The organism is Robertmurraya dakarensis, assembly GCF_900156875.1.
Classification (GTDB): Bacteria; Bacillota; Bacilli; order Bacillales; family Cytobacillaceae; genus Robertmurraya; species Robertmurraya dakarensis.
The window spans coordinates 1365369-1387128 of the sequence record NZ_LT707408.1 but is presented as its reverse complement, the minus strand read 5'-3'; the positions used below and the strand labels follow the sequence as shown (position 1 = coordinate 1387128).

19 protein-coding genes are annotated in these 21760 nt (G+C 38.7%); all 19 read right to left on the bottom strand.

Features of this window, described 5'->3' with window-relative positions:
* Positions 1–6: 6 nt before the first annotated feature.
* The 19 genes from CZ487_RS07960 to dpaA all read right to left on the bottom strand — a co-directional run bounded on the left by CZ487_RS07960 (position 7) and on the right by dpaA (position 21716).
* Positions 7–801 carry a DUF3388 domain-containing protein gene (locus tag CZ487_RS07960; RefSeq protein WP_077211589.1) on the bottom strand — a complete coding sequence of 265 codons (795 nt, stop codon included), beginning with the start codon at positions 799–801 and terminating at the stop codon, positions 7–9.
* A gap of 316 nt (positions 802–1117) precedes the next feature.
* Entirely contained in the window at positions 1118–1378 is a 261-nt protein-coding gene (locus CZ487_RS07955) for a DUF3243 domain-containing protein (RefSeq protein WP_077211588.1), read from the bottom strand.
* 103 nt (positions 1379–1481) lie between these two features.
* A complete protein-coding gene (gene ymfI, locus CZ487_RS07950) occupies positions 1482–2204 on the bottom strand; it encodes an elongation factor P 5-aminopentanone reductase (protein ID WP_077211587.1) in 723 nt (240 codons plus the stop codon).
* Positions 2205–2280: 76 nt separating this feature from the next.
* The gene (yfmH, locus tag CZ487_RS07945) at positions 2281–3573 is read right to left on the bottom strand and encodes an EF-P 5-aminopentanol modification-associated protein YfmH (protein ID WP_077211586.1); all 1293 of its coding nucleotides are present in this window, start codon (positions 3571–3573) and stop codon (positions 2281–2283) included.
* Entirely contained in the window at positions 3573–4853 is a 1281-nt protein-coding gene (yfmF, locus tag CZ487_RS07940) for an EF-P 5-aminopentanol modification-associated protein YfmF (RefSeq protein WP_077211585.1), read from the bottom strand. The genes yfmH and yfmF overlap by 1 nt, the downstream gene beginning before the upstream one ends.
* 322 nt (positions 4854–5175) lie before the next feature.
* Positions 5176–6135 (bottom strand): ABC transporter permease, encoded by a 960-nt coding sequence (locus CZ487_RS07935; RefSeq protein WP_077211584.1) that lies wholly within the window; start codon positions 6133–6135, stop codon positions 5176–5178.
* Between the two features lies 1 nt (position 6136).
* Positions 6137–7195: an ABC transporter permease gene (locus CZ487_RS07930; RefSeq protein ID WP_077211583.1), complete on the bottom strand. Its 1059-nt coding sequence runs from the start codon at positions 7193–7195 to the stop codon at positions 6137–6139.
* Entirely contained in the window at positions 7195–8703 is a 1509-nt protein-coding gene (locus CZ487_RS07925) for an ABC transporter ATP-binding protein (protein WP_337189734.1), read from the bottom strand. The genes CZ487_RS07930 and CZ487_RS07925 overlap by 1 nt, the downstream gene beginning before the upstream one ends.
* A gap of 248 nt (positions 8704–8951) precedes the next feature.
* A complete protein-coding gene (locus CZ487_RS07920) occupies positions 8952–10055 on the bottom strand; it encodes a BMP family lipoprotein (RefSeq protein ID WP_077211581.1) in 1104 nt (367 codons plus the stop codon).
* Between the two features lie 62 nt (positions 10056–10117).
* Complete coding sequence (locus CZ487_RS07915) at positions 10118–10843, bottom strand: GntR family transcriptional regulator (protein ID WP_077211580.1); 726 nt, start codon at positions 10841–10843, stop codon at positions 10118–10120.
* Positions 10844–11161: 318 nt separating this feature from the next.
* Complete coding sequence (locus CZ487_RS07910; RefSeq protein WP_077211579.1) at positions 11162–13513, bottom strand: DNA translocase FtsK; 2352 nt, start codon at positions 13511–13513, stop codon at positions 11162–11164.
* A gap of 140 nt (positions 13514–13653) precedes the next feature.
* Positions 13654–13863 (bottom strand): YlzJ-like family protein, encoded by a 210-nt coding sequence (locus tag CZ487_RS07905; protein WP_077211578.1) that lies wholly within the window; start codon positions 13861–13863, stop codon positions 13654–13656.
* Positions 13860–14609: a ClpP family protease gene (locus CZ487_RS07900; RefSeq protein WP_077211577.1), complete on the bottom strand. Its 750-nt coding sequence runs from the start codon at positions 14607–14609 to the stop codon at positions 13860–13862. Before CZ487_RS07900 ends, CZ487_RS07905 begins: the two co-directional genes overlap by 4 nt.
* A gap of 135 nt (positions 14610–14744) precedes the next feature.
* On the bottom strand, positions 14745–16412 hold the full coding sequence (locus tag CZ487_RS07895; RefSeq protein ID WP_139339529.1) for a ribonuclease J: 1668 nt from the start codon (positions 16410–16412) through the stop codon (positions 14745–14747).
* Positions 16413–16618: 206 nt separating this feature from the next.
* Positions 16619–17491: a 4-hydroxy-tetrahydrodipicolinate synthase gene (gene dapA, locus CZ487_RS07890; RefSeq protein ID WP_077211576.1), complete on the bottom strand. Its 873-nt coding sequence runs from the start codon at positions 17489–17491 to the stop codon at positions 16619–16621.
* A 78-nt stretch (positions 17492–17569) separates the two neighbouring features.
* Positions 17570–18808: an aspartate kinase gene (gene dapG, locus CZ487_RS07885; RefSeq protein ID WP_077211575.1), complete on the bottom strand. Its 1239-nt coding sequence runs from the start codon at positions 18806–18808 to the stop codon at positions 17570–17572.
* Between the two features lie 153 nt (positions 18809–18961).
* A complete protein-coding gene (gene asd, locus CZ487_RS07880; RefSeq protein WP_077211574.1) occupies positions 18962–20011 on the bottom strand; it encodes an aspartate-semialdehyde dehydrogenase in 1050 nt (349 codons plus the stop codon).
* A 206-nt stretch (positions 20012–20217) separates the two neighbouring features.
* The gene (gene dpaB, locus CZ487_RS07875; protein ID WP_077211573.1) at positions 20218–20817 is read right to left on the bottom strand and encodes a dipicolinate synthase subunit B; all 600 of its coding nucleotides are present in this window, start codon (positions 20815–20817) and stop codon (positions 20218–20220) included.
* The gene (gene dpaA / locus CZ487_RS07870; RefSeq protein WP_077211572.1) at positions 20814–21716 is read right to left on the bottom strand and encodes a dipicolinic acid synthetase subunit A; all 903 of its coding nucleotides are present in this window, start codon (positions 21714–21716) and stop codon (positions 20814–20816) included. The genes dpaB and dpaA overlap by 4 nt, the downstream gene beginning before the upstream one ends.
* Positions 21717–21760 lie beyond the last annotated feature (44 nt).

Genomic DNA, 21760 nt, shown 5'->3' with positions numbered 1-21760 from the left:
CATACATTAAAAATCAAATCCTCCGAAATCCGAATCGGAAAATAAGTTATTATTCTTCTCAACAACTTCGTACGTAATTTGTTCATTTGGTTCATTACGAAGTTCAATTATGTAATCAAAATCATCCAAGGAATATTCGGTATTTTGAACAAAGATGTCAGGATGTTCAACTACTTTAGTGGCAGGTATACGCATAATTTCCCTGACTAGCTGCCAATGCCGTTCGTTTGCTCGTCTAGTTGAAACAATTCCATCTAGAATAAAAAGATTGTCAGCATTGTATTCATCCTCAATCAACTGATTTCTGATGGTTTGCTTTAATAATGTAGAAGACACGAACAACCATCTTTTGTTAGCACAAACACTCGCCGCTACAATGGATTCCGTTTTACCAACACGAGGCATTCCCCTTATTCCAATAAGTTTGTGTCCTTCTTGTTTGAATAATTCTGCCATAAAATCGACCAACAGTCCAAGCTCATCTCGAACAAAACGAAATGTCTTTTTATCATCAGCATCTCTCTGTATGTAACGACCATGGCGAACAGCCAAACGGTCACGAAGCTTCGGTTCTCTCAGTTTAATTATTTTTATTGTGTCCATCGTATTCAAGATTGACTCAAGTCGTACAATTTGTTCATCATTTTTTGCTAGAATTAATAAACCTCGCCGATTCTCATCTATTCCGTTGATCGTTACAATATTGATCCTCAACATTCCTAATAAGGATGAAATGTCACCTAGCAGACCAGGACGGTTTATTTGGATTTCATATTCTAAGTACCATTCTCTTTTCTCCATGATAAAACCTCCTAACAGTGAATTAGCATTCTTTATGTATCAAACAGGGAAATTTTCAGGTATCACAATTAGGTTATCATTCATGTATCCCTGGTTATAAATAGGATGTTCGACGAATTCGCACAATTTATGCAAAATTCATCTAGCTACTATAATATATGATTTTACATGAAGTTAAAAGGAAAAACGGATACACCCTTCGAAAAATAATTATTTATATAGAGTAAATATGTGCTTAAATAAACGTCTTTAACAGACAAAAAAAAGAGAGGCATGCTTAACCTCTCTTCTTCTTGCTTATTTACAGTGTCTGGAACTATTGGTTAGTTCCGTTATTTTGAACTAATTTTACCATCATATTTGCGATTGCATGCTGCTCTTCTGGAGAAGCAACAGACCATAAATCTGCAAGAACGCGCTCTTGCTCGTTTTTAGGGTCAACCTGTTTTGCTAGGTAATCGCCCACTTGATAAGCCATATCGTTAATAACATTCTGGCTCATTCCTTCACTCTTTGCTTGATTGAGGCGATCTCCTAAAAAGTCTTTCCACTGACTCCAGTTGTCAAGTACAGACATAATATAACCTCCTTGTAATGTTGTACAAGGTTATTTTGTATCAGACAACCGAAAATATACATGTTGAAGATGGTCATTTTTACTAATTATATATCCTCACTCTTTATGTATACCAGCCGCCATTGACCGAAATGATTTGTCCTGTTATGTAGGATGCTTTTGGCGACAGTAAAAATGATACAGTCTCAGCGACATTTTCCGGTTTCCCCAGCCTGCCCATTGGTATTTCCTCTTCTATGAAGGCTATATCCTCTTCAGAGTATGAAGACATCATAGGGGTTTGTATAGCGCCTGGGGCAACGCCATTGACACGGATTCCATTTAATGCAACTTCCTTACTTAAGGCTTTAACAAAGGAAATTTGCGCACCTTTAACCGTAGAGTAAGCTACCTCATTGGCTGCACCAGTTTGTCCCCATATGGATGTGATCACCACAATATTGCCCTCATTCTTAGATAAAAGTTTCGGAAGTAATTCTTTCGTCATCAGAAGGGGGCTTGTAACATGTGTTCTGATTAACTTCTCGGCCTCATCTTGTTCTAGATCAAGAAGAAGACCACTATGACTCATGCCGCTATTATGAATAATCCCATCAAGTGAAAAAATATTCGAAACAACTTTCCGATAACCATCGGCAGACGATAAATCAGCCTCAATTGGAATAAATTCCCCACTGTATTTTTGCAGCTCTGACAAAAGCTCGCTGATTGATTTTTTATTTTTATGATAATGTAAGTAGAGGGAATAGCCTTCCTCTGCAAGCTTTTTTGAAAGCATCCTGCCGATTCCCCCGCTAGCCCCGGTTATTAACACAAATTTTTTCATATATTTCTCCGCTCCGTATTCTTTCTTAAATTAGAAAAGCGTCATGGTCATGACGCCTTTCTAACATTAATGCTCATTATTTACCTTTTGGAACTACTTGGCAAACAGAAAAGCGATCCTCTGATATGAATTCATTTGACAATTTTTGAACATCACTTAGACTAATTTTCTCTAGAGTCGGAACAACATCAAATAAATTCATCCCGTTAAACGCATACCTGGTAAATTGATTAGCAATAAATTCAGGTGAGTTAATTGCACGAAGGAAAGCTCCAATTTTCTTCCTTTTAGCTCCCTCAAGACTTTGTTCAGTAATTGGGTTACTGGTTTTCACATCAAGAAGCATTTTTTTGATCACTTCTACCAAACGATCTGGGTCGCTAGTATCCCCGCCGATCATCGCGAACCCAAAGCCCTGTTCCTGCGTGTAATCATAGGAAAATGTGTCATCTATGAGTCCCTCGTTATAGAGGTATTCATAGTTATCTGAGCTCTTGCCAAACAGTAAATCAAGCAATACATTGGTTGTCAGCTCATTTTTCAGCATTTCTTCTCCATTTTGATCAACATGAAGAGCTTTAATCCCAATTAAACATTTTGATGAGTGTACATTCATTTCCAACACTTTCATTTTTTCATTTGATTCAGCTATTTCTGGTTCAAAAATGCGCTTAATTTCTGACTGTTTCTCGAATGATTTTCTGGCTTGATTTTCTTTAACCTGATTCATAATTTGTTCAACATCCACCGGACCGACAATGAATAAAAGCATATTACTTGGATGATAGAAGGTATGGTAACATTCATAGAGCATATCTTTCGTGATATGAGATATGGAATCTATTGTTCCTGCAATATCAATTTTCACGGGGTGATTTTGATACAAATTTTCTATTAATCCAAAATATAATCTCCAATCAGGATTATCGTCATACATTGTAATCTCCTGCCCGATGATCCCTTTTTCCTTCTCAACAGTTTTCTCTGTAAAATATGGCTCCTGAACAAAGTCCATTAGAGTTTCTAGATTCCTTTCTACATCCGAGGTACTAGAAAATAAATAGGCTGTTCGCGTGAATGATGTGAAGGCATTAGCAGATGCCCCTTGTCGGCTAAATTGCTGAAAGACATCTCCGTCTTCTTTTTCAAATAGTTTATGTTCTAAGAAATGAGCAATCCCATCTGGAACTTTAACAGGTTCATTTTTTCCAGGAGGAACAAAGTGATTATCAATCGAACCATATTTGGTTGTGAAAGTTGCAAACGTCTTATTAAATCCTTTCTTTGGAAGAATAAAAACATCTAAACCATTGCTTAATTTCTCATAGTATAGCTCTTCCTGGAGCTGTTCAAAAGGGATTTTTTCCATTATGCACTCTCCTCTTTTCCCGTTAAGAAATAGATTGTATCTAATTGGATTTTGTCCGCAACCTTAACAATATCTTCCTTTGTCGTCGCATCCATTTTCTGAATCCATTCATCAAGCGTAACATTTTTCTTGGAAACTACATTATGATAAAGAACCTCGACAATCCCTCTAGCCGTATCAATCGTTTCGAGTATCTGGTTTTTAAGGACAGCCTTTGTTTGCTGGAGCTCTTGTTCATTGAAATCACCGTCTTTTACTGCCTTCATTTGTTCGTTGATAATGGACACCGCTTGTTCATAATTTTTTTGATCAATACCGGACATGACCATCAGTAATCCCTTATGACTTTCAAGGCGGCTGGCAGCATAATAAGCTAAGCTGGCCTTTTCTCTTACATTTATGAACAGTTTTGAATGTGAAAAACCACCATAGATGCCATTTAGTACTTGAAGGGCAAAATACTCCGGATCACCATATACCACATTTGTACGGAATCCAATATTCAGTTTACCCTGCTTAACATCCTGAACTTCTTTGATCTCTTCTACTTTTTCTATTTGTTTTGGCTCATTATCTGTAAGGCTCTTTGGAGTACGTGATGAAAACTGTAATGTCTCTTTTGCAGCTGCCGTTACTTCTTCCTCCACGACATCTCCAATGACGTATAAATCCAGTTCATCATCAGCTAAAGCCTTTTTAAAATATTGGTACAGGCTCTCGGGTGTAATCTGATCGACCGCATCCATTTCACCATGAACATGTAAGGCATATGGTTCTCCTTTACACATTTCTTCGACAAGTCTACTGCTTGCATACCTCATCTTGTCATCATACACAGATTGAATCCGCTGCTTTAAAGTGCGTTTCTCTTTTTCGACGGTTCTTGCGTCAAATGCATCTTCAGAAATATTCGGATTTGTAATGATCTCAGCTAGCAGGTCTATTCCTTTACGGAGCAATGGCGTTCCATCTTTTAAAAACTTTTCATTTGCAATCTCAATCGCAAAACTAATAATATGAAATTCACCTTTTTTAGACAAATCAACATGTAGTGTGGCCCCATATAGTTCATCCAGATATGATCTTAATTTAGCCGTGGAAGGGTACGATTTAGAATTACTTTGAAGGACATATGGTAATAGAGCCCTCAGAGTCACCTCTTCTTGATTTAAAGGCGCTTTCATCTTCCAGACAAGTGTGTTCGTTTTGTACTTTTCAGTGTTTACAATATGAAGCTTATACCCGTTCATATCCTTAACAATTTCAGAAATAACTGACATCTTCCAGCCTCCTATATTTTCCTATTATCATTCTTATGTAAAATTCTCAAGGGTTATCTATATCATTCCCAGAAGTGCTGATAATTTTTGCATTTTCTTAGAAAAACACGAATTACCGCCAATAATGGCAGAAATCAATGTCTTTTAGTTAATTCTTTAGAAAAATTTAACTTTCTCGTGTAAGAAAAAAGGTTAATTTTCCCCTTTCCGTAGTATTAATAATAACTTGACATTCTTTTGCAATTCAAGTAACAGGTCTCTTTGTCCTTCAATTAGCCAAAAAAACCCGCCCCGGAATAAGGCCGGGCTCGGGTTCTATATTTTATCTTTTTCCTTTTACATATGGTATTCCGGAAGCCTTTGGAGCTTCAGCACGACCAACAAAGCCTGTCAGTGCTAAGATTGTAAGAACATAAGGTGCGATAAGCAGGAACACAGATGGTATATCCTTCAAGAAAGGAATTTGTGCTCCAGTAATACTTAGCGATTGTGCGAATCCAAAGAACAAAGCAGCTCCCATTGCACCGATTGGATGCCACTTACCGAAGATCATCGCTGCTAATGCCAAGAAACCTTGTCCAGAAATCGTCCCGCCAGTAAAGTTACCAGAAATGGAAAGGGCATATACTGATCCACCGATTCCGGCGAAGGCACCTGATAAAAGCACTGCAATATAACGCATTCTATTTACATTGATCCCCATTGTATCTGCTGCCATTGGATGTTCCCCAACAGAACGGAGCCTTAATCCAAATGGAGTCTTATAGATAAAATACCAAGCAATAATAGCTACGAGTATAGCAATATACGATGTATATGGAACCTGGGAAAAGAAAATGTCACCAATAACTGGAATATCTGAAAGAAACGGTAAATCTTCCTTGTTTAAGCGGAAATCAACAAAATCAGTTTGGCCTTTTCCGTATATACTTCTAATCAGAAATACAGTTAAACCTACAGCTAATAAGTTAATGGCAACACCACTTACTGTCTGGTCTGCCCGCAGAGTAATACTTGCAACAGCATGAAGTAAAGAAAAAAGGGCTGAGGCAAGTGCTGCAACTAATATCGCTATCCATGGGGACGCTGCACCGACAACATCCTGAAGGGCTAGAGTCGTTAGAACACCAGCAAATGCACCAAAGAGCATGAGACCTTCTAGCCCAATATTAATAACACCTGACTTTTCACTGAAAACGCCGCCTAGAGCTGTAAAAATGAGAGGGGCAGCTGTGTATAAGGCAGCTGGGATAATGATCGCCAAAATATCAAGAAAGCTCATTTTATTTCCCCTCCTTACTAAAACGCATTAGAATTAATCTAATCAAATAGCCTGAAGCCACGAAGAAGATGATTAAAGCAATAATGATCTCTACTAGTTCCTGTGGAACGTTAGCATTGAAGTTCATTTGAGGTGCTGCAGTATTCAGACCGCCAAAGAGCAATCCTGCTATGACTATACCAAAAGGATTATTTGCCCCTAGTAGAGCAACAGCGATTCCATCAAACCCTGTACCTGTAAAGGCAGATAAAACCGTCATATTTTGAAAGGTGCCAAGCCCCTCCATTGCCCCTGCTACCCCTGCAAATGCACCAGAGATTGACATAGATAAAACGATATTCTTCGAAACATTCATTCCGGCATACATCGATGCATGCTGATTAAAACCAACAGCCTTTAGTTCATATCCAGTCGTTGTTTTATCTAAAATAAACCACATAATGAACGCAACAATAATGGTCACAGCAATTCCCCAGTGAAGACGGGAGCCATTTGTAATCGAAGCTAAAAATTCAGATGATAATGACGCTGATTCATTAATTTTATAGGACTTCTCGTTCCCTGCGTATAAATACCGTTTAATAATATCGGCTGTTACATATAAGGCCACATAATTCAACATAATCGTTACAATAACTTCATGAACTTTAAAACGAGCTTTTAAAAAGCCTGGAATCATTCCCCAAATTCCACCTGCTAATGCTGCTGCTAATATTGCTAATGGAACATGAATGACAGTTGGTAAATCAAGTGCATAACCAACCCAAACAGATGCCAGCCAGCCAACCAATAACTGTCCTTCTACCCCAATATTAAACAGACCCGTTTTAAAAGCAAATCCTACAGCTAGACCTGCAAGAATCAATGGCGAGGCAGCTCGAATCATTTCACCTATCCCTTTCGGACTGCCAAACATTCCATCAATTAGTGCGCCAAAACCTGTAATAGGATTATAGCCCCCTAACAGCATGATGATCCCACCTACTAGCATCCCTAGCAGTGCTGAAAATACGGGTACTACTATATTAAATAATCTGTCATTTTTTAAGAGCTTTTGCATTACGAAACACCTTCACTTTCACGCTTACCACCAGCCATAAGCAAGCCTAGCTCTTGTTCGTTCGTCTCTTTTGGATCGACAACCGCAACAATTTTCCCTTCATAAATAACAGCAATACGATCACTTAAGTTCATTATTTCATCTAGTTCAAAAGAAACTAGCAGTACTGCCTTCCCTTTATCACGTTCTTCTATAAGCTTTGAGTGTATAAACTCAATTGCCCCGACATCCAAGCCACGAGTTGGCTGTGCTGCAATTAGAAGACTTGGACTGCGGTCAACTTCCCTCGCGATGATCGCTTTTTGTTGATTACCACCAGATAAAGCTCTTGCAGGTGTATACTCTGAAGGGGTTCTAACGTCATATTCTTTAATTAATTGCTTTGCTTTTTCATAGATGGTATTGAAGTTTAATATTCCTGATTTAGAGAAAGGCTTTTGATAGTATGTTTGTAAAACCATATTTTCACCAATTGTATAGTCCAAGACAAGGCCGTGCTTATGACGGTCCTGAGGTATATGGCCGACACCAGTTTCAGTGATTTTACGACTGGAAAGGTTCACGACTTCTTTCCCATTAATTTTGATACTTCCAGACTTCACCTTTCTAAGTCCGGTAATCCCTTCAATTAACTCAGTTTGTCCGTTACCATCAACACCTGCAATACCAAGTATTTCCCCAGCCTTAACACTCAAGTTCAGCCCATTTACACTTGGAATATTCCGTGCATCCATCACAACAAGGTCTTTAATCTCTAATTCAACGTCCTTCGGCACAGCTTCTTTTTTATCAACTTTAAAGTGAACCTCTCTACCTACCATTAACTCAGCCAGGTGGTCTGGGTTAGTTTCAGAAATGTTCACCGTACCAATTCCTTTTCCTTTGCGGATAACTGTACAGCGGTCGCAAACTTCCATTATTTCCTTTAATTTATGGGTGATGAGAATGATAGATTTGCCCTCTTTCACTAATCTGTCCATAATCTGAATGAGCTCTTTAATTTCTTGAGGAGTTAACACAGCAGTTGGTTCATCGAAAATCAAGATCTCAGCTCCACGATACAGCGTTTTCAAAATTTCGACACGTTGCTGCATCCCTACCGATATATCTTCAATTTTCGCATACGGATCCACAGAAAGTCCGTACTGCTTGGAAAGTTCATCTACTTTCTTAGCAGCATCTGAAATATTGATTTTCCCCGATTTAGTTGGCTCACTGCCAAGAATAATATTTTCCGTTACCGTAAAATTATGAACGAGCATGAAATGCTGATGAACCATCCCAATTCCTAATCGGTTCGCAACATTAGGATCTGTTATCTTAACTGGTTGTCCTTTTACTTTTATCTCACCTTCTTCAGGTTGATATAAACCAAAAAGAACATTCATTAATGTTGATTTTCCAGCACCATTTTCTCCAAGTAATGCATGAATTTCACCTTTTTTAAGTTGAAGAGTAATATTATCATTGGCAACAATACCTGGGAATTCTTTTCGTATATTATTCATTTCAATTACATATTCTTCCACTTTTAACACTCCCATTTTCAAAATGGAAAAGAAATTGTATTTCTTTTATCTATTTATTTTCAATTTAGGCTCTTTTATATTCAAGCTGATTATTGGCTCATTTATCATACAGGAAAACCTGAAAGATAAATGAGCCAATAAAAGGGTATAAGTAAGCCTATTAGAAAAGAAAGGCTAGTAGAGTAGTTCACCACTAGCCTTGATCTTTTTTATTCAAAATTCAACCCTTAGAGAGCTGCCTCGAATTCTGCATATTCTTCATCTGTTTTAGGAACTGTAATCTCACCGTCAAGGATTTTTTGCTTGAATTCTTCAACCAAATCTAATGCTTCTTGACTGACATTTTCTTGGCTCTCAGAGATTCCAACTCCATCTTCAGCAAGACCAAAAACTGTCTCTTTTCCTCCAGGGAAGTTTCCATCCATTGTATCTTTAGCAATTTGGTATACAGCGTTGTCAACTCGCTTAACCATTGATGTTAAAGTAACGTTTTCTGGCATACCTTCTTCATGCTGGTCTCGGTCCACTCCGATTACCCAAACATTTTCTCCATTTGACTTACGGTTCTTTGCTTCAGTAAATACACCATTACCAGTACCACCAGCAGCATGATAAATGATATCAGCTCCCTGTGTATACATCGTTGCAGCAATACTAGTACCAATTTCTGGCTTATTAAAGTCACCTGCATATTGTGATACAACTTCAATTTCAGGATTAACTGACTTAACCCCTGCTTTGAATCCGTTTTCGAATTTCTTAATTAGAGGTGAGTCAACTCCGCCAATGAAACCAACCTTATTCGTTGCTGTATGCTTTGCAGCAATAACACCAACAAGGAAAGATCCAGTATGTTCATCAAAAGTAACGTTAGAAACATTATCAAGGAACACTGTGTTTCCTTCTTCGTCAGCTAACAGACTATCGATTAATGTAAACTTCGCATCAGTATTTTGCTCTGCTGATGTTTGAACAGCATCCTCAAGCAAGAAGCCTGCAGCAAATGTAACATCAAACCCTGCATCAGCAAATTGCCCTAGATTTGGAATATATTCTGATTCTTCACTTGATTGTAAATAGCGGTAACCTTCACCTTCTTTTAGACCAATCTCTGATCCAAATCTTTGAAGACCTTCCCATGCAGATTGGTTAAATGACTTATCATCTACACCACCGGTATCCGTAACAAGTCCTGCTTTAAAATCTGGTGCTTCAGTAGCAGCTCCGCCGCCTTCTTCTTGACCTTCTTCAGCACCGCCGCCGCAAGCGCTTAGAAAAGTTCCAGCAGCAAGTACAAGTGATAGTGCTAATCCAAATTTACGCTTCTTCAAGGTTCTTACCCCCTATGATTTGATTTAGTAGGAAATTTAGAGTAGAAATTACCCAGTCCAGTCTAAATTCTTTTACGTAAGACATGAAAACTGAACTTATCTGCCCTAAAATAATTAATCGAGTAAAGGATAGGTTCATCCATTTCATCAAAATGCATCTGCTTTAAGATAAGCAATGCAGTTTCTGGCTCACACTGTAGTATTGGCGAAATTCTTTCGTGATATCCAATTGGTTCGATTTTTGTGATAGCGTATGTAATCTTTCGGTGTGCTTCCTCTTCTAATATATTGAAGATCGATTCTTCTTCATGTGAAAAAGTCTCAGGTAAGTACTTATTTGGTACTTTATCAACACAATAGACAACTGGTTCACCGTTTGCTGTCCGAACCCGTTCAATCACGACAATTTCATCTTCTCTAGAACAATGAAAATGTCGAACGTCCTCCTCCGTAGCACTTACAGTGCCTGAGCTTAGGAAAATGGTACCGGGTTTCATCCCTGCTTGTACGATCATGCTTGTCACACTGCTAAGTTGCTCAATTCCAGAAGAGAATAGAGGCTTTGCATTAACAAAAGTCCCAACTCCATGCCTGCGAATAATCACATTTTCTTCTTCTAAAATCCTAAGAGCTTCTCTTAATGTGGCCCTGCTGACCCCAAGTAGTTTAGCAAGATCAAATTCAGAAGGTAATTTTTCTTTCTCTTTATATATACCTTTTTCAATATCTTGCTTGATCCTGTCGATCACTTGTAAGTATAAATGCCTATTATCAGACTTGATGGACATATCGCTTCCCCCAACCATAATCTCAAGACATCAGACCTCTGATGTTCAATCTTTCCTACTAATCGAAAATACTATATCACTTTTTTAGGTATAAATAAAGTGAAACTTCCATCAGTGAGGGTTTTGTTTTTACTCACTGATGGTTAGTTGAACTAATCACGTTCAACCCGCCACGTCCTGTGGCTTTCACCTGACTAGGACATCCTGTCCGTCGTCGGGCTTTTACGGGCAGTTGGCCCCTTCCTATCTTCTTTGTATACTCATAATATCCAAGGTGGGGGCTTACTGCCCGTTAACCTGCGATAAAGTGAAATTATTTTAAGAACTTGCTTCTTCTGATGGCTTCTCCATTAGGACAACTCTTGGCTTGCTTCCTTCATAAGGGCCTACAATTCCTCTTAATTCCATTTCATCAATTAAACGAGCTGCTCTAGTATAACCGATTCTAAATCGTCTCTGCAGCATCGACACTGATGCCGTTTGCATTTCTAGAACGAGCTGGACTGCTTCTTCATAAAGGTCGTCATTTACTTCAGAAGTTGTTTCAGGAACATCTTCCGGAATCATTTCTTCCTGATACTGTGCTTTTTGTTGTCCAATGACAAAATCTACAATTTCTTCAACTTCATCATCAGATAAAAAAGCTCCTTGAACACGGATAGGCTTCGAAGCTCCTACAGGCAGAAATAACATATCTCCCCTTCCTAACAGTTTCTCCGCTCCCCCCATATCTAAAATAGTACGTGAATCTGTTGCTGAAGAAACTGCAAATGCTATTCTTGACGGTATATTGGCCTTAATCACTCCTGTAATAACATCAACAGACGGACGCTGTGTTGCGATGATAAGGTGAATACCTGCGGCACGTGCCATTTGTGCTAATCTAGTGATGGCATCCTCCACATCAGAAGATGCAACCATCATTAGATCTGCGAGCTCATCAACAATTACCACGATGTACGGAAGCAGCGGGTGATTACTTCCTTCCTCTAAATTACTTCTCTTTACATGTTCATTATAACCTTCGATATTTCTAGTTCCTGTATGAGAAAAAAGCTCATATCTGCGTTCCATTTCGCTGACAACTTTTTGAAGCGCCTGAGCAGCTTTTTTCGGATTCGTCACAACAGGTGCAAGTAAATGCGGAATCCCGTTATAGACATTTAGTTCAACCATCTTAGGATCAATCATCATTAGCTTGATTTCATGAGGCTTTGCCCGCATTAAAATACTTGTAATGATCCCATTAATACAGACACTTTTCCCACTTCCAGTAGCACCAGCAACAAGTAGATGGGGCATTTTATTTAACTCCGCAAGGACTGCTCCCCCGGTGATATCTCGTCCTAATCCGATCATCAACTTTGCGTCAGGTTTGTCATTTTGTTTTGATTCTAACACTTCCCTTAATGACACAACTGCTACCTCTGAATTTGGAACTTCAATCCCAATCGCAGACTTTCCTGGAATAGGTGCTTCAATACGAATATCCTTAGCAGCAAGTGCTAGCGCTAAATCATCACTTAAGCTGACAATTTTACTCACCTTCACACCGACATCCGGGTGAACCTCATATTTTGTGACTGCTGGTCCTAGATGGACTTGAGTCACACGTGCTTTAACGCCAAAGCTTTGGAATGTTCTTTCCAATTTTGCTGCATTCGCATGTATTAATTCATACTCCCCGCTTTGGTCTGTTTGCCGTGGAAGTTTCAATAAACGAATTGGCGGAAGTTCGTAATCAACATTTTCCACCTCTGTAAATGTAATAGGTGGGGCTGTATCATCTTCTGAGCCCACAGTATCGTCTTCTTGAACACTTTCTCTGCTGAGAGTTTCTGATTCTGTCTGCACATTAGTATCTGTTTCAACGTAAGCTCTTTCAGCAAAGCTAGAGATGATCGGCTCTGAAGATACAATTTCACTATCATGACTATTAATCGTTATGGTAGGTTCTTGTTCATCCTCTTCTTCTTCCTCTCTTTGCTCAGCACGTTCTCGCCTGCGTGTTTCTCTTCTTTCAAGGCGTTTTTCATTCCATTTCGTAAGATCATCGATAAAAGCTGACCATTGATTTCTACAGAAACCAACTAAGGAAAGGAAGACTTTCCCCACCGCTTCTCCAAAAGTTTTGCCTGTCAGAAGAATAAAGCCAATAATGATTAATACAGCTGCTATAATCTTTGTTCCAGCTTCATCAAATAAAAAATAAAATAGGGCAAAAAGAAGTGAGCCAATCATTCCACCGCCCAAATCATTCGTACTTGTTTCTCCCCCTACTTCCATCCAAAAGAGTTCCCAAGTATTTGCGATAACACTCGGATCGTCAAATTTCCCGCCATTAATTAATAGTTGAAAAAGGGTGACATGACTTAATAATAGTAGTGCGGATATGATAAGATAAATTCCAATCAATTTTGGATGAAAAAAGGAAGGGATTTCCCGTTTCCATATAAAGTATCCACCCAAGATTACCAACGCAAGCAATGACACCATGTACCACTCACCAATGAAGAAGCGAAAAAATAAGACTACAGATGTCCCAACTGCTCCTAATTCAGCCATTGATATCGCAGAAAGCGCGACTAATATGAGCCCTATTAATTCAAACTTAAGGGTTCGTTTAATATTCTGTTGATTTTTTGAACTTCTTCTTTTTCTCTTCGCCATTTAAATCACCTGACATTTTTGTTATTAATATCGTACTCATAATTCCAGCCTTCCAAACGTATGCAGAAAGAAAGCAGCCTCCTAGGGGCTGCCTTTACTGAAGTTACTATTATTATAGCATAAACTATGATCCTTCTCTGTTAAATCGATATCTTACTGCCAGGCAAACATCTGGAATCTAAAAAGTGGTCAGGATTTGTGCTCATCACTCTTACCACACGATAAGCATGGTCATCAGTTCTTTCTACCATTAATGGAATACCTTCATAATCAATCTGTGTAAGGTTATCATATACTTCGTTATTAGTTGGAAATACAAGTTCCTGAGGCATCATCGTATATAAGATCATTGAATAATCCCTTCATTCTCTTCCTTATTTATTTCAATAAGTTCATTCAGCTTTTTCATAGCTTGGCCTATACCGCCTACCTCATTGATAAGACCGTATTCAACTGCATCAGTCCCAATTACATTTGTTCCAATATCTCTTGTTAGATTTCCTTTTTCGAACATCAAATGCTTAAACTTTTCTTCCGCTATATTTGAATGCTTTGTTACAAAGCTTACAACTCGTTCTTGCATTTTATCAAGGTATTCAAATGTTTGCGGTACGCCAATCACCAATCCGGTAAGTCGAATTGGATGTATCGTCATCGTGGCTGTTTCGGCTATAAATGAATAATCACATGAGACAGCAATTGGAACACCAATTGAATGCCCTCCTCCTAATACGATTGATACAGTAGGCTTAGATAAAGAAGCTAGCATTTCTGAGATAGCCAGACCAGCTTCCACATCCCCCCCTACCGTGTTTAAGATGACAAGCAGACCCTCTATTTTTGGGTTTTGTTCAATTGCAACAATTTGCGGAATAATATGTTCATACTTTGTTGTTTTATTCTGCGGCGGCAGCTGTAAATGGCCTTCTATTTGACCAACAATTGTTAAACAATGTATTTTAGAATCTTGCGAAAGCTGTGGTACACTTGTTTGGCCTAATTGTTGAATTTTTTCCATTAAGGGTGATGGTTTATCTTCCTTTGGCTGATCAGTACCTTCACTACCTTGCATATTCTTTCTATTCTCTTGGTCCATCACATTATTCTCCCTTCAAGCATGATATCGTTAGTATGAAACCGCAAGGAATAATTCATGCGAGTTATTTGAAAATGTGGTAGATAAGAGAATTAATAATGGCATAAAAAAACGACACATTCGTGTCGTTTTTTATTAAACTTCCATGATAATTGGCAAGATCATAGGTCTTCGTTTTGTTTTTTCATATAGGAAATAATTCAATTCATCTCTCATATCCTGCTTTATACTAGCCCAATCAAACGATTCTTTGGATATACTTTTTTCAACTATTGACTTTACTAACTTTGTTGACTCTTCCATCAATTTCTCAGATTCTCTAACATAAACAAATCCTCTCGAGATAATTTCAGGACCTGCAGAAATTTTCTTTTCTGCTTTGTTTAAAGTGACAACCACGATTAATATACCATCTTGAGATAATAATTTTCGATCTCGAAGAACGATATTCCCTACATCTCCAACACCGCTGCCATCTACTAATACATTACCTGCCGGCACCTTACCAGCTAGTTTTAATTTATCATTTTTAAATTCCAAGACATCCCCTTTTTCAAGGATAAAAATACGGTCGTCTGTTACTCCACATTCTTTTGCAATTTTTTCATGTGCCTTGAGCATTCGATATTCACCATGAACAGGGAGAAAGAATTTAGGATTCATTAGATTGATCATAAACTTTAATTCCTCGTGACTGCCATGGCTTGAAGTATTCACAATTCTTTTGCTGGAAATGATATTGGCTCCAGCTCTGCTAAGCAAGTCTATCGTTTTAAAAATAAGTACCTCACTACCTCGAAGTGGAGAAGCAGCAATTAACACCGTATCATTTTCTTGAATATTTACATGCTTATGAGCACCTTTTGCCATTTTTTGCAGCACTTCAATCGGCTCTCCCTGCGTTCCAGTCGCTAGAACGACAATCTCATGGTCAGAATAATCCTGTATTTGTGAAATTGGAATGATTAGTTCATGATGAACATGTAGATATTCGAGCTCGATGGCTATCTCAAAAATTTGCTCAAGCGTTTTCCCTATAACAGCAATTTTTCTTCGACTTTCATAGGCAGCGTCAAAAATATGTTGAATTCTATTTAAATCAGACGCAAAGCAAGCAGCAATAATCCTTCCTTCAGCGTTATAAAAGGCATCCATTAACTCCCTTTTAATAATCGTTTCTGATAAAGAATACCCGGGCTTCTCTGCATCAGTACTATCAGAAAGCAAACAAAGGACACCATCTTGACCAATCTTTGCCATCTTACCAATCTCCGGTTTATAAAGGTCTGTCGCAGATTGATCGAATTTAAAATCCCCCGTATAAACAATTGATCCTTCACTCGTTTGAATGCATACCCCCACAGAATCTGGGATGCTGTGATTCGTTTTAAAAAAAGAAACCTGAACAGTATCGAATTCTATTATCGTATCAGAGGTAACCTCGATAAATTCAGCTTGTCCCCTAAATTCTTGTTCCTTCAGCTTTGCCTTAGTTAGAGCAATAGTCAGTCTCATTCCATATACAGGAACCTTGATTTGGCGGAGCAAATAAGACACAGCACCGATATGATCTTCGTGCCCATGTGTTAAAAATACTCCTTTTACCCTTTGTTTATTTTGTATTAAGTATGTTATATCGGGGATGACTATGTCGATTCCAAGCATTTCATTTTCAGGAAACATTAATCCGGCGTCAATCACAAAGATGTCCTCGTCTACTTCAACGATGTACATGTTTTTGCCGATTTCACCAACTCCCCCTAGAGCCATTACCTTGATGTTTTCGTTCTTTCTCGTGTTCAATGTATAAGATCCTCCTAATTCCTGAGATTGTCCGACCTTAGATCAGTTATAAATATTATACTTGATTGGAGAAAGCCTTTACAACCAAATTATCTAGTAGAGGCTCTAGATAAAGCATTCGTGAAAATGTTTTATACCGTAAAAAAGAAGCCAATCATTATGATTAGCTTCTTACTTTAAGTTAAGAGGTATCTTATTATATATCTTTAAATATTTTCCAATAAATTGATAAGATCTCCTCTTTCACTTTCAGTTAAAGGTACAAGTGGTAAACGGACAGAACCTACATTCAGGCCCCTAAGCTGCAACGCCGTCTTCACTGGTACGGGACTTGGTGCTTTGAATAAACCTTCCATTATTGGCAGCAGTGATTGGTGGATACTAGCCGCTCTTGTATGATCGCCATCAAGAAACGCTCGAACCATTCCTTGCATTTCTTTTCCAATAATATGAGAAGCAACCGAGACAACTCCTGCACCACCAATTGATAATACAGGCAGCGTGATTCCATCATCCCCGCTATAAAGCAGAAAATTATCATCCGTACCGGCAATAATTTTCGTCATCGCATTTAAATCACCGCTTGCTTCTTTAACAGCAACGATATTGTCAATTTGTGAAAGCCTGATAATCGTCTCTGGTAAAATATTTACGACGGAACGACCAGGAATGTTGTAAACCATTACAGGAAGCGTAGTAGATTCGGCAATCTGTCTAAAATGCTGGTAAAGCCCCTCCTGGTTTGGCTTGTTATAGTATGGAGCAACAATCATAATTCCATCTACTCCAAGCTGCTCAGCCTTCTTTGTAAGCTCAATTGAAGCATAGGTATTGTTTGATCCGGTCCCAGCTATGACTGGAACCCGCTTATCTACTACCTTCACAACATGCTGGAATAATGCAATTTTTTCCTCTTTTGTAAGAGTTGGCGATTCACCAGTTGTACCAGCAACAACTAGTGAGTCAGTCCCGTTATCAATTAAGTGGTTAATTAACTGAGTAGTTTTGGCAAAATCAATATGCCCTTTGTTGTCAAAAGGGGTAACCATTGCCGTCGAAACTCTCCCAAATAATACCATATCTACACTCCCTTAAACTATCCTATCTGCGGATTATGATGTGCACCAAAGAGGAAGCTTTTTAATCGCTTAAAGTAATTAGATACGATCATACTCTACTGCTTCTTTTTCCAGTTCGAACACATCATGCAAGGCATTGACAGCTGTGGCAAGATCGGTTTGTTTCACAAGCACCCAAATAGTTGTGTGGCTGTCAGCGGATTGGAGGATTCTTACCCCTTTTTCTGAAAGAGCTGTTACAATTTTTGCCGTGATACCTGGAACACCTGCAATCCCTGCACCAACTACAGAAACCTTCGCACATTCTCTTTCAATTTCTGGATCATAACCTAACCCTTGCAAAATTTCTTCTGCTTTATCACTCATTTCATCCGTGACAGTATAAACGACACCGTTGGGAGAAATATTGATAAAATCCACACTAATTTTTTCATTAGCCATTGATTTAAATACTTCTGTCTGAAGATTGTATTGGTCTTTTTTGGCTAGGACTTTTACCTGCGTAACCGGCGCGAGATGCGCAATTCCTGTTACCGTTCGTTCCCTGACATCGCTGCCGCGGCTGCTTCTGTTTAGTGTCGTCACTAATGTGCCTAAGCCTTCTGAATAAGTGGATCGAATACGGATAGGAACTTTAGCTTGCATGGCAATTTCTACAGCTCGCGGATGGATAACTTTAGCTCCCTGATAAGCAAGGTTACATACTTCATTATAGGTAACAACAGAAAGAGGTCTAGCATTCTCCGCGATCCGCGGATCTGCAGTCATGATTCCTTCTACGTCGGTAAAGATATCAATCCAGTCTGCTTGAAGCGCTGCTCCTAATGCAGCTGCAGACGTATCACTTCCACCTCTGCCGATCGTGGTCGTGTCACCATTTTTTGATGCACCTTGAAAGCCAGCAACCACAACCACATCATACTCCTGCAGTTCTTTTAAAAGACGTTCGCATTTCATTTCAACAATCTTTGCATTCGTATGATCATGATTTGTCACGAAACCCGCTTGACTGCCTGTAAGTGAAGTTGCTTTTATGCCATTCTGGAGAAGCATATTTGTAAAAACAACACTAGAAATTGCTTCACCACAGGATAGAAGTAAATCCTGCTCTCTCTTTGTAATAAGGCTTTTACTTCCTCCAACTAATGAGAGAAGTGTATCTGTTGCATATGGGTCTCCCATTCTTCCCATAGCAGAGACGACTACAACCGCCTTGTAGCCGTCTTCAACTGCTTTCATGATATGACCCATCGCATGCTCTCGTGCTTCTTCGTTTTTTACAGAAGTACCTCCAAATTTTTGAACGATTATTTTCATCGTAACACCTCGAGATTACTACTTGTCTTATGCACAAAATATTGTGCGCTTTTCTAGATGTGAGAGGTCAGAGGTGAGACTTGGAGGAAATCGGTAAACAACCCGATTTCTTAGTTCTCTGTTCTCATAGCTATTATATTATTTAGTAATTAATTATTTAACAATTCCGAGCTTAACAAGGCTTTCAGCAATTTGAACAGAATTCCAAGCAGCGCCTTTTAACAAGTTATCAGAAACTACCCACATATGGAAGCCTTTTTCTTCATCAAGATCTTTTCGAATACGTCCTACAAAGACATCATTTTTCCCAACACAATCTGCCGGCATTGGATAAATCTGGTTGTCAGGGTCGTCCTGAAGTACTACACCTGGTGCGGACTTTAAAAGTCCTTTTATATCTTCACTTGTTACACCTTCTTGATCAACCTCAAAGTAGACAGATTCAGAATGTCCTGTTGCTACTGGAAGACGAACACATGTAGCAGCGACCTTTAACTCAGGAAGATGCATTATCTTCTTTGTCTCATTGATCATTTTCATTTCTTCGAATGTATAACCTGATTCTTCAAATTTATCAATTTGAGGGATCGCATTAAAAGCAATTTGATAATGTTTTTTATCCGATTTAACAGGTAAAATCTGCGGCTCGAATGGTTCTTCGTTAATAATTGCTTTTGTTTGCTCATATAATTCATCGACCGCTGCTGCGCCAGAACCGGAAACAGCCTGGTACGTTGAAACAATCACTTTATTTAAGCCGAACTTTTCTAAAACCGGCTGCAACGCTACAACCATCTGGATAGTAGAACAGTTTGGATTAGCAATAATACCATTATGATTATGCAAGTCTGATTCGTTCACTTCAGGCACAACAAGTGGAGTATTTTCATCCATTCTGAATGCACTTGTGTTATCTACACAAATTGCTCCCCGCTTAACCGCTTCTGGAGCTAATTCTTTTGAAACACTTCCACCAGCACTAAATAAAGCAATATCTACACCTTCAAAGCTATCAGGAGTAGCTTCTACAACTGTATGCTCCTTGCCGTTAAAAATGACCGTTTTTCCAGCTGAACGCGCTGAAGAAAGTACCGTTAACTTAGAAACGGGAAATTTTCTATCCTCTAGTGTTTTTAGCATCTGCTGCCCTACTGCACCTGTTGCACCAACTACTGCTACGTGAAAAGCTCTTTTTTCTGTCATTATACGTTTCCCCTTCCAACTTATTTCTTTTAAGTAGTGCTTAATGATGTTAAAAAGAATGATACTGGGAGGCGGCTGTCATCATACCGCCAACCAGTGGGCGAAGCTGCCCGAAAAATGATTACCTAATAATATCATTTATTTTAACATATTCACACTTTAAAGAAATAAATTTTTCAGAACATCTTCAATTTCATAACAGTTAGTTACTCATCATCTTTAAATCTTTCAACAATAACAGGTTGGATTTGCTGACCTTGTATGGCTGATTCAATAGTTTCTGATAGCATAGTCATTCTGGCAACCATTGAATTAGGCTTTTTGACAGGATCATCTTGGCCATAAGGAATAAAGAAAATGTTCTTAGTTGCCATTAATCTCATAAGATTAACACCATTTAAGCCTAATGCATCATTCGTTGAAATTCCTAATACAACTGGCTTCCCGTTTCTTAAGGTTGCTTTTGCTGCCATTAAAACAGGTGAATCTGTCATCGCATTTGCGAATTTACTCATAGAATTCCCTGTCAGTGGAGCAATAACCATGCAATCTAATGGGATTTTTGGACCTAGTGGCTCGGCTTTTACAATCGAATCAATTGCACTATTACCAGTCAGTTCCACAATTCTTTGAACCCAATCTTCCCCATCACCAAAACGTGTTACGGTATTTTGTACGGTATGAGTAACGACCGGGATTACTTCTGCTCCTGCATTCACTAATTTCTCGATTTCTGGAAATACAGCGTCATAAGTGCAATGTGAACCAGTTAAACCAAATCCAATTCTTTTTCCATTTAAGCTCATGTTACTTTCCCCTTTCGTTGTTCAAGATCATCTTTTAAAACTCTCGAAAGTACATTCGCCAATATTTGCCCTGCCGTTTTGGGAGCTACTATTCCTGGAAGTCCAGGTGCCAGTAATGCCTTAATTCCTCTTTTCTCAGCATAGCGAAAATCTGTTCCACCAGGTTTTGATGCTAAATCGATAATTAACGTATGTGCTGGCATTTTTGAGATAACTGAAGCTGTGACAATTAAATGTGGAATCGTGTTAATGCAAATATCTACGTCTTTCACACAATTTTCTAATTCATTTAGTTGAAAAGGAGCCAGCCCCATTTCCGTAATGCGGGCAATATGTTCACTTTTTCTAGCTCCTACCTTTACATTTGCACCTAAGGCATCAAGGGTTCTTGCTACACTCATTCCTACTCTTCCAAGCCCCAGCACAATAATGTTGGAACCATGAATTGTAAAATCAGTATGCTGAATAGCCATCATAATAGTGCCTTCAACAGTTGGAATGGAGTTATAGATCGCTACATCATCTCTTTCAAAAAGTTGAACGAGGCGGCGATTTGCTTTTTTAGTAATTCCGTTTAAATACGAATTGCTGATACCTGAATAGACTGTACAATGAGGAGGAGTCTGCATCAATGTTTCTTCATATAAATATACTTTTTCATTAGAAAAAATGGTCTCAACTTGCCCCTCTAGATTAGTACCAGGTACCGGTAATATAATCGCGTCTATATTGGTAAAATCTACTTCATCTAATTTCTCCTTCACTGCCCCAGTGAAGGCATGGTCAAGCTGTTCGAAGCCGATCAACGAAAGCTTTGCATCCAGCTCAGTTAATTTGCGGATAATTTCCAGCTGTCTGGCATCGCCACCAATGACGGCTATTTGCATCCCTGTCAGCATTCATTATTCACCTTCTTTATAAAAGTCCTAAACAGGAATCTGTA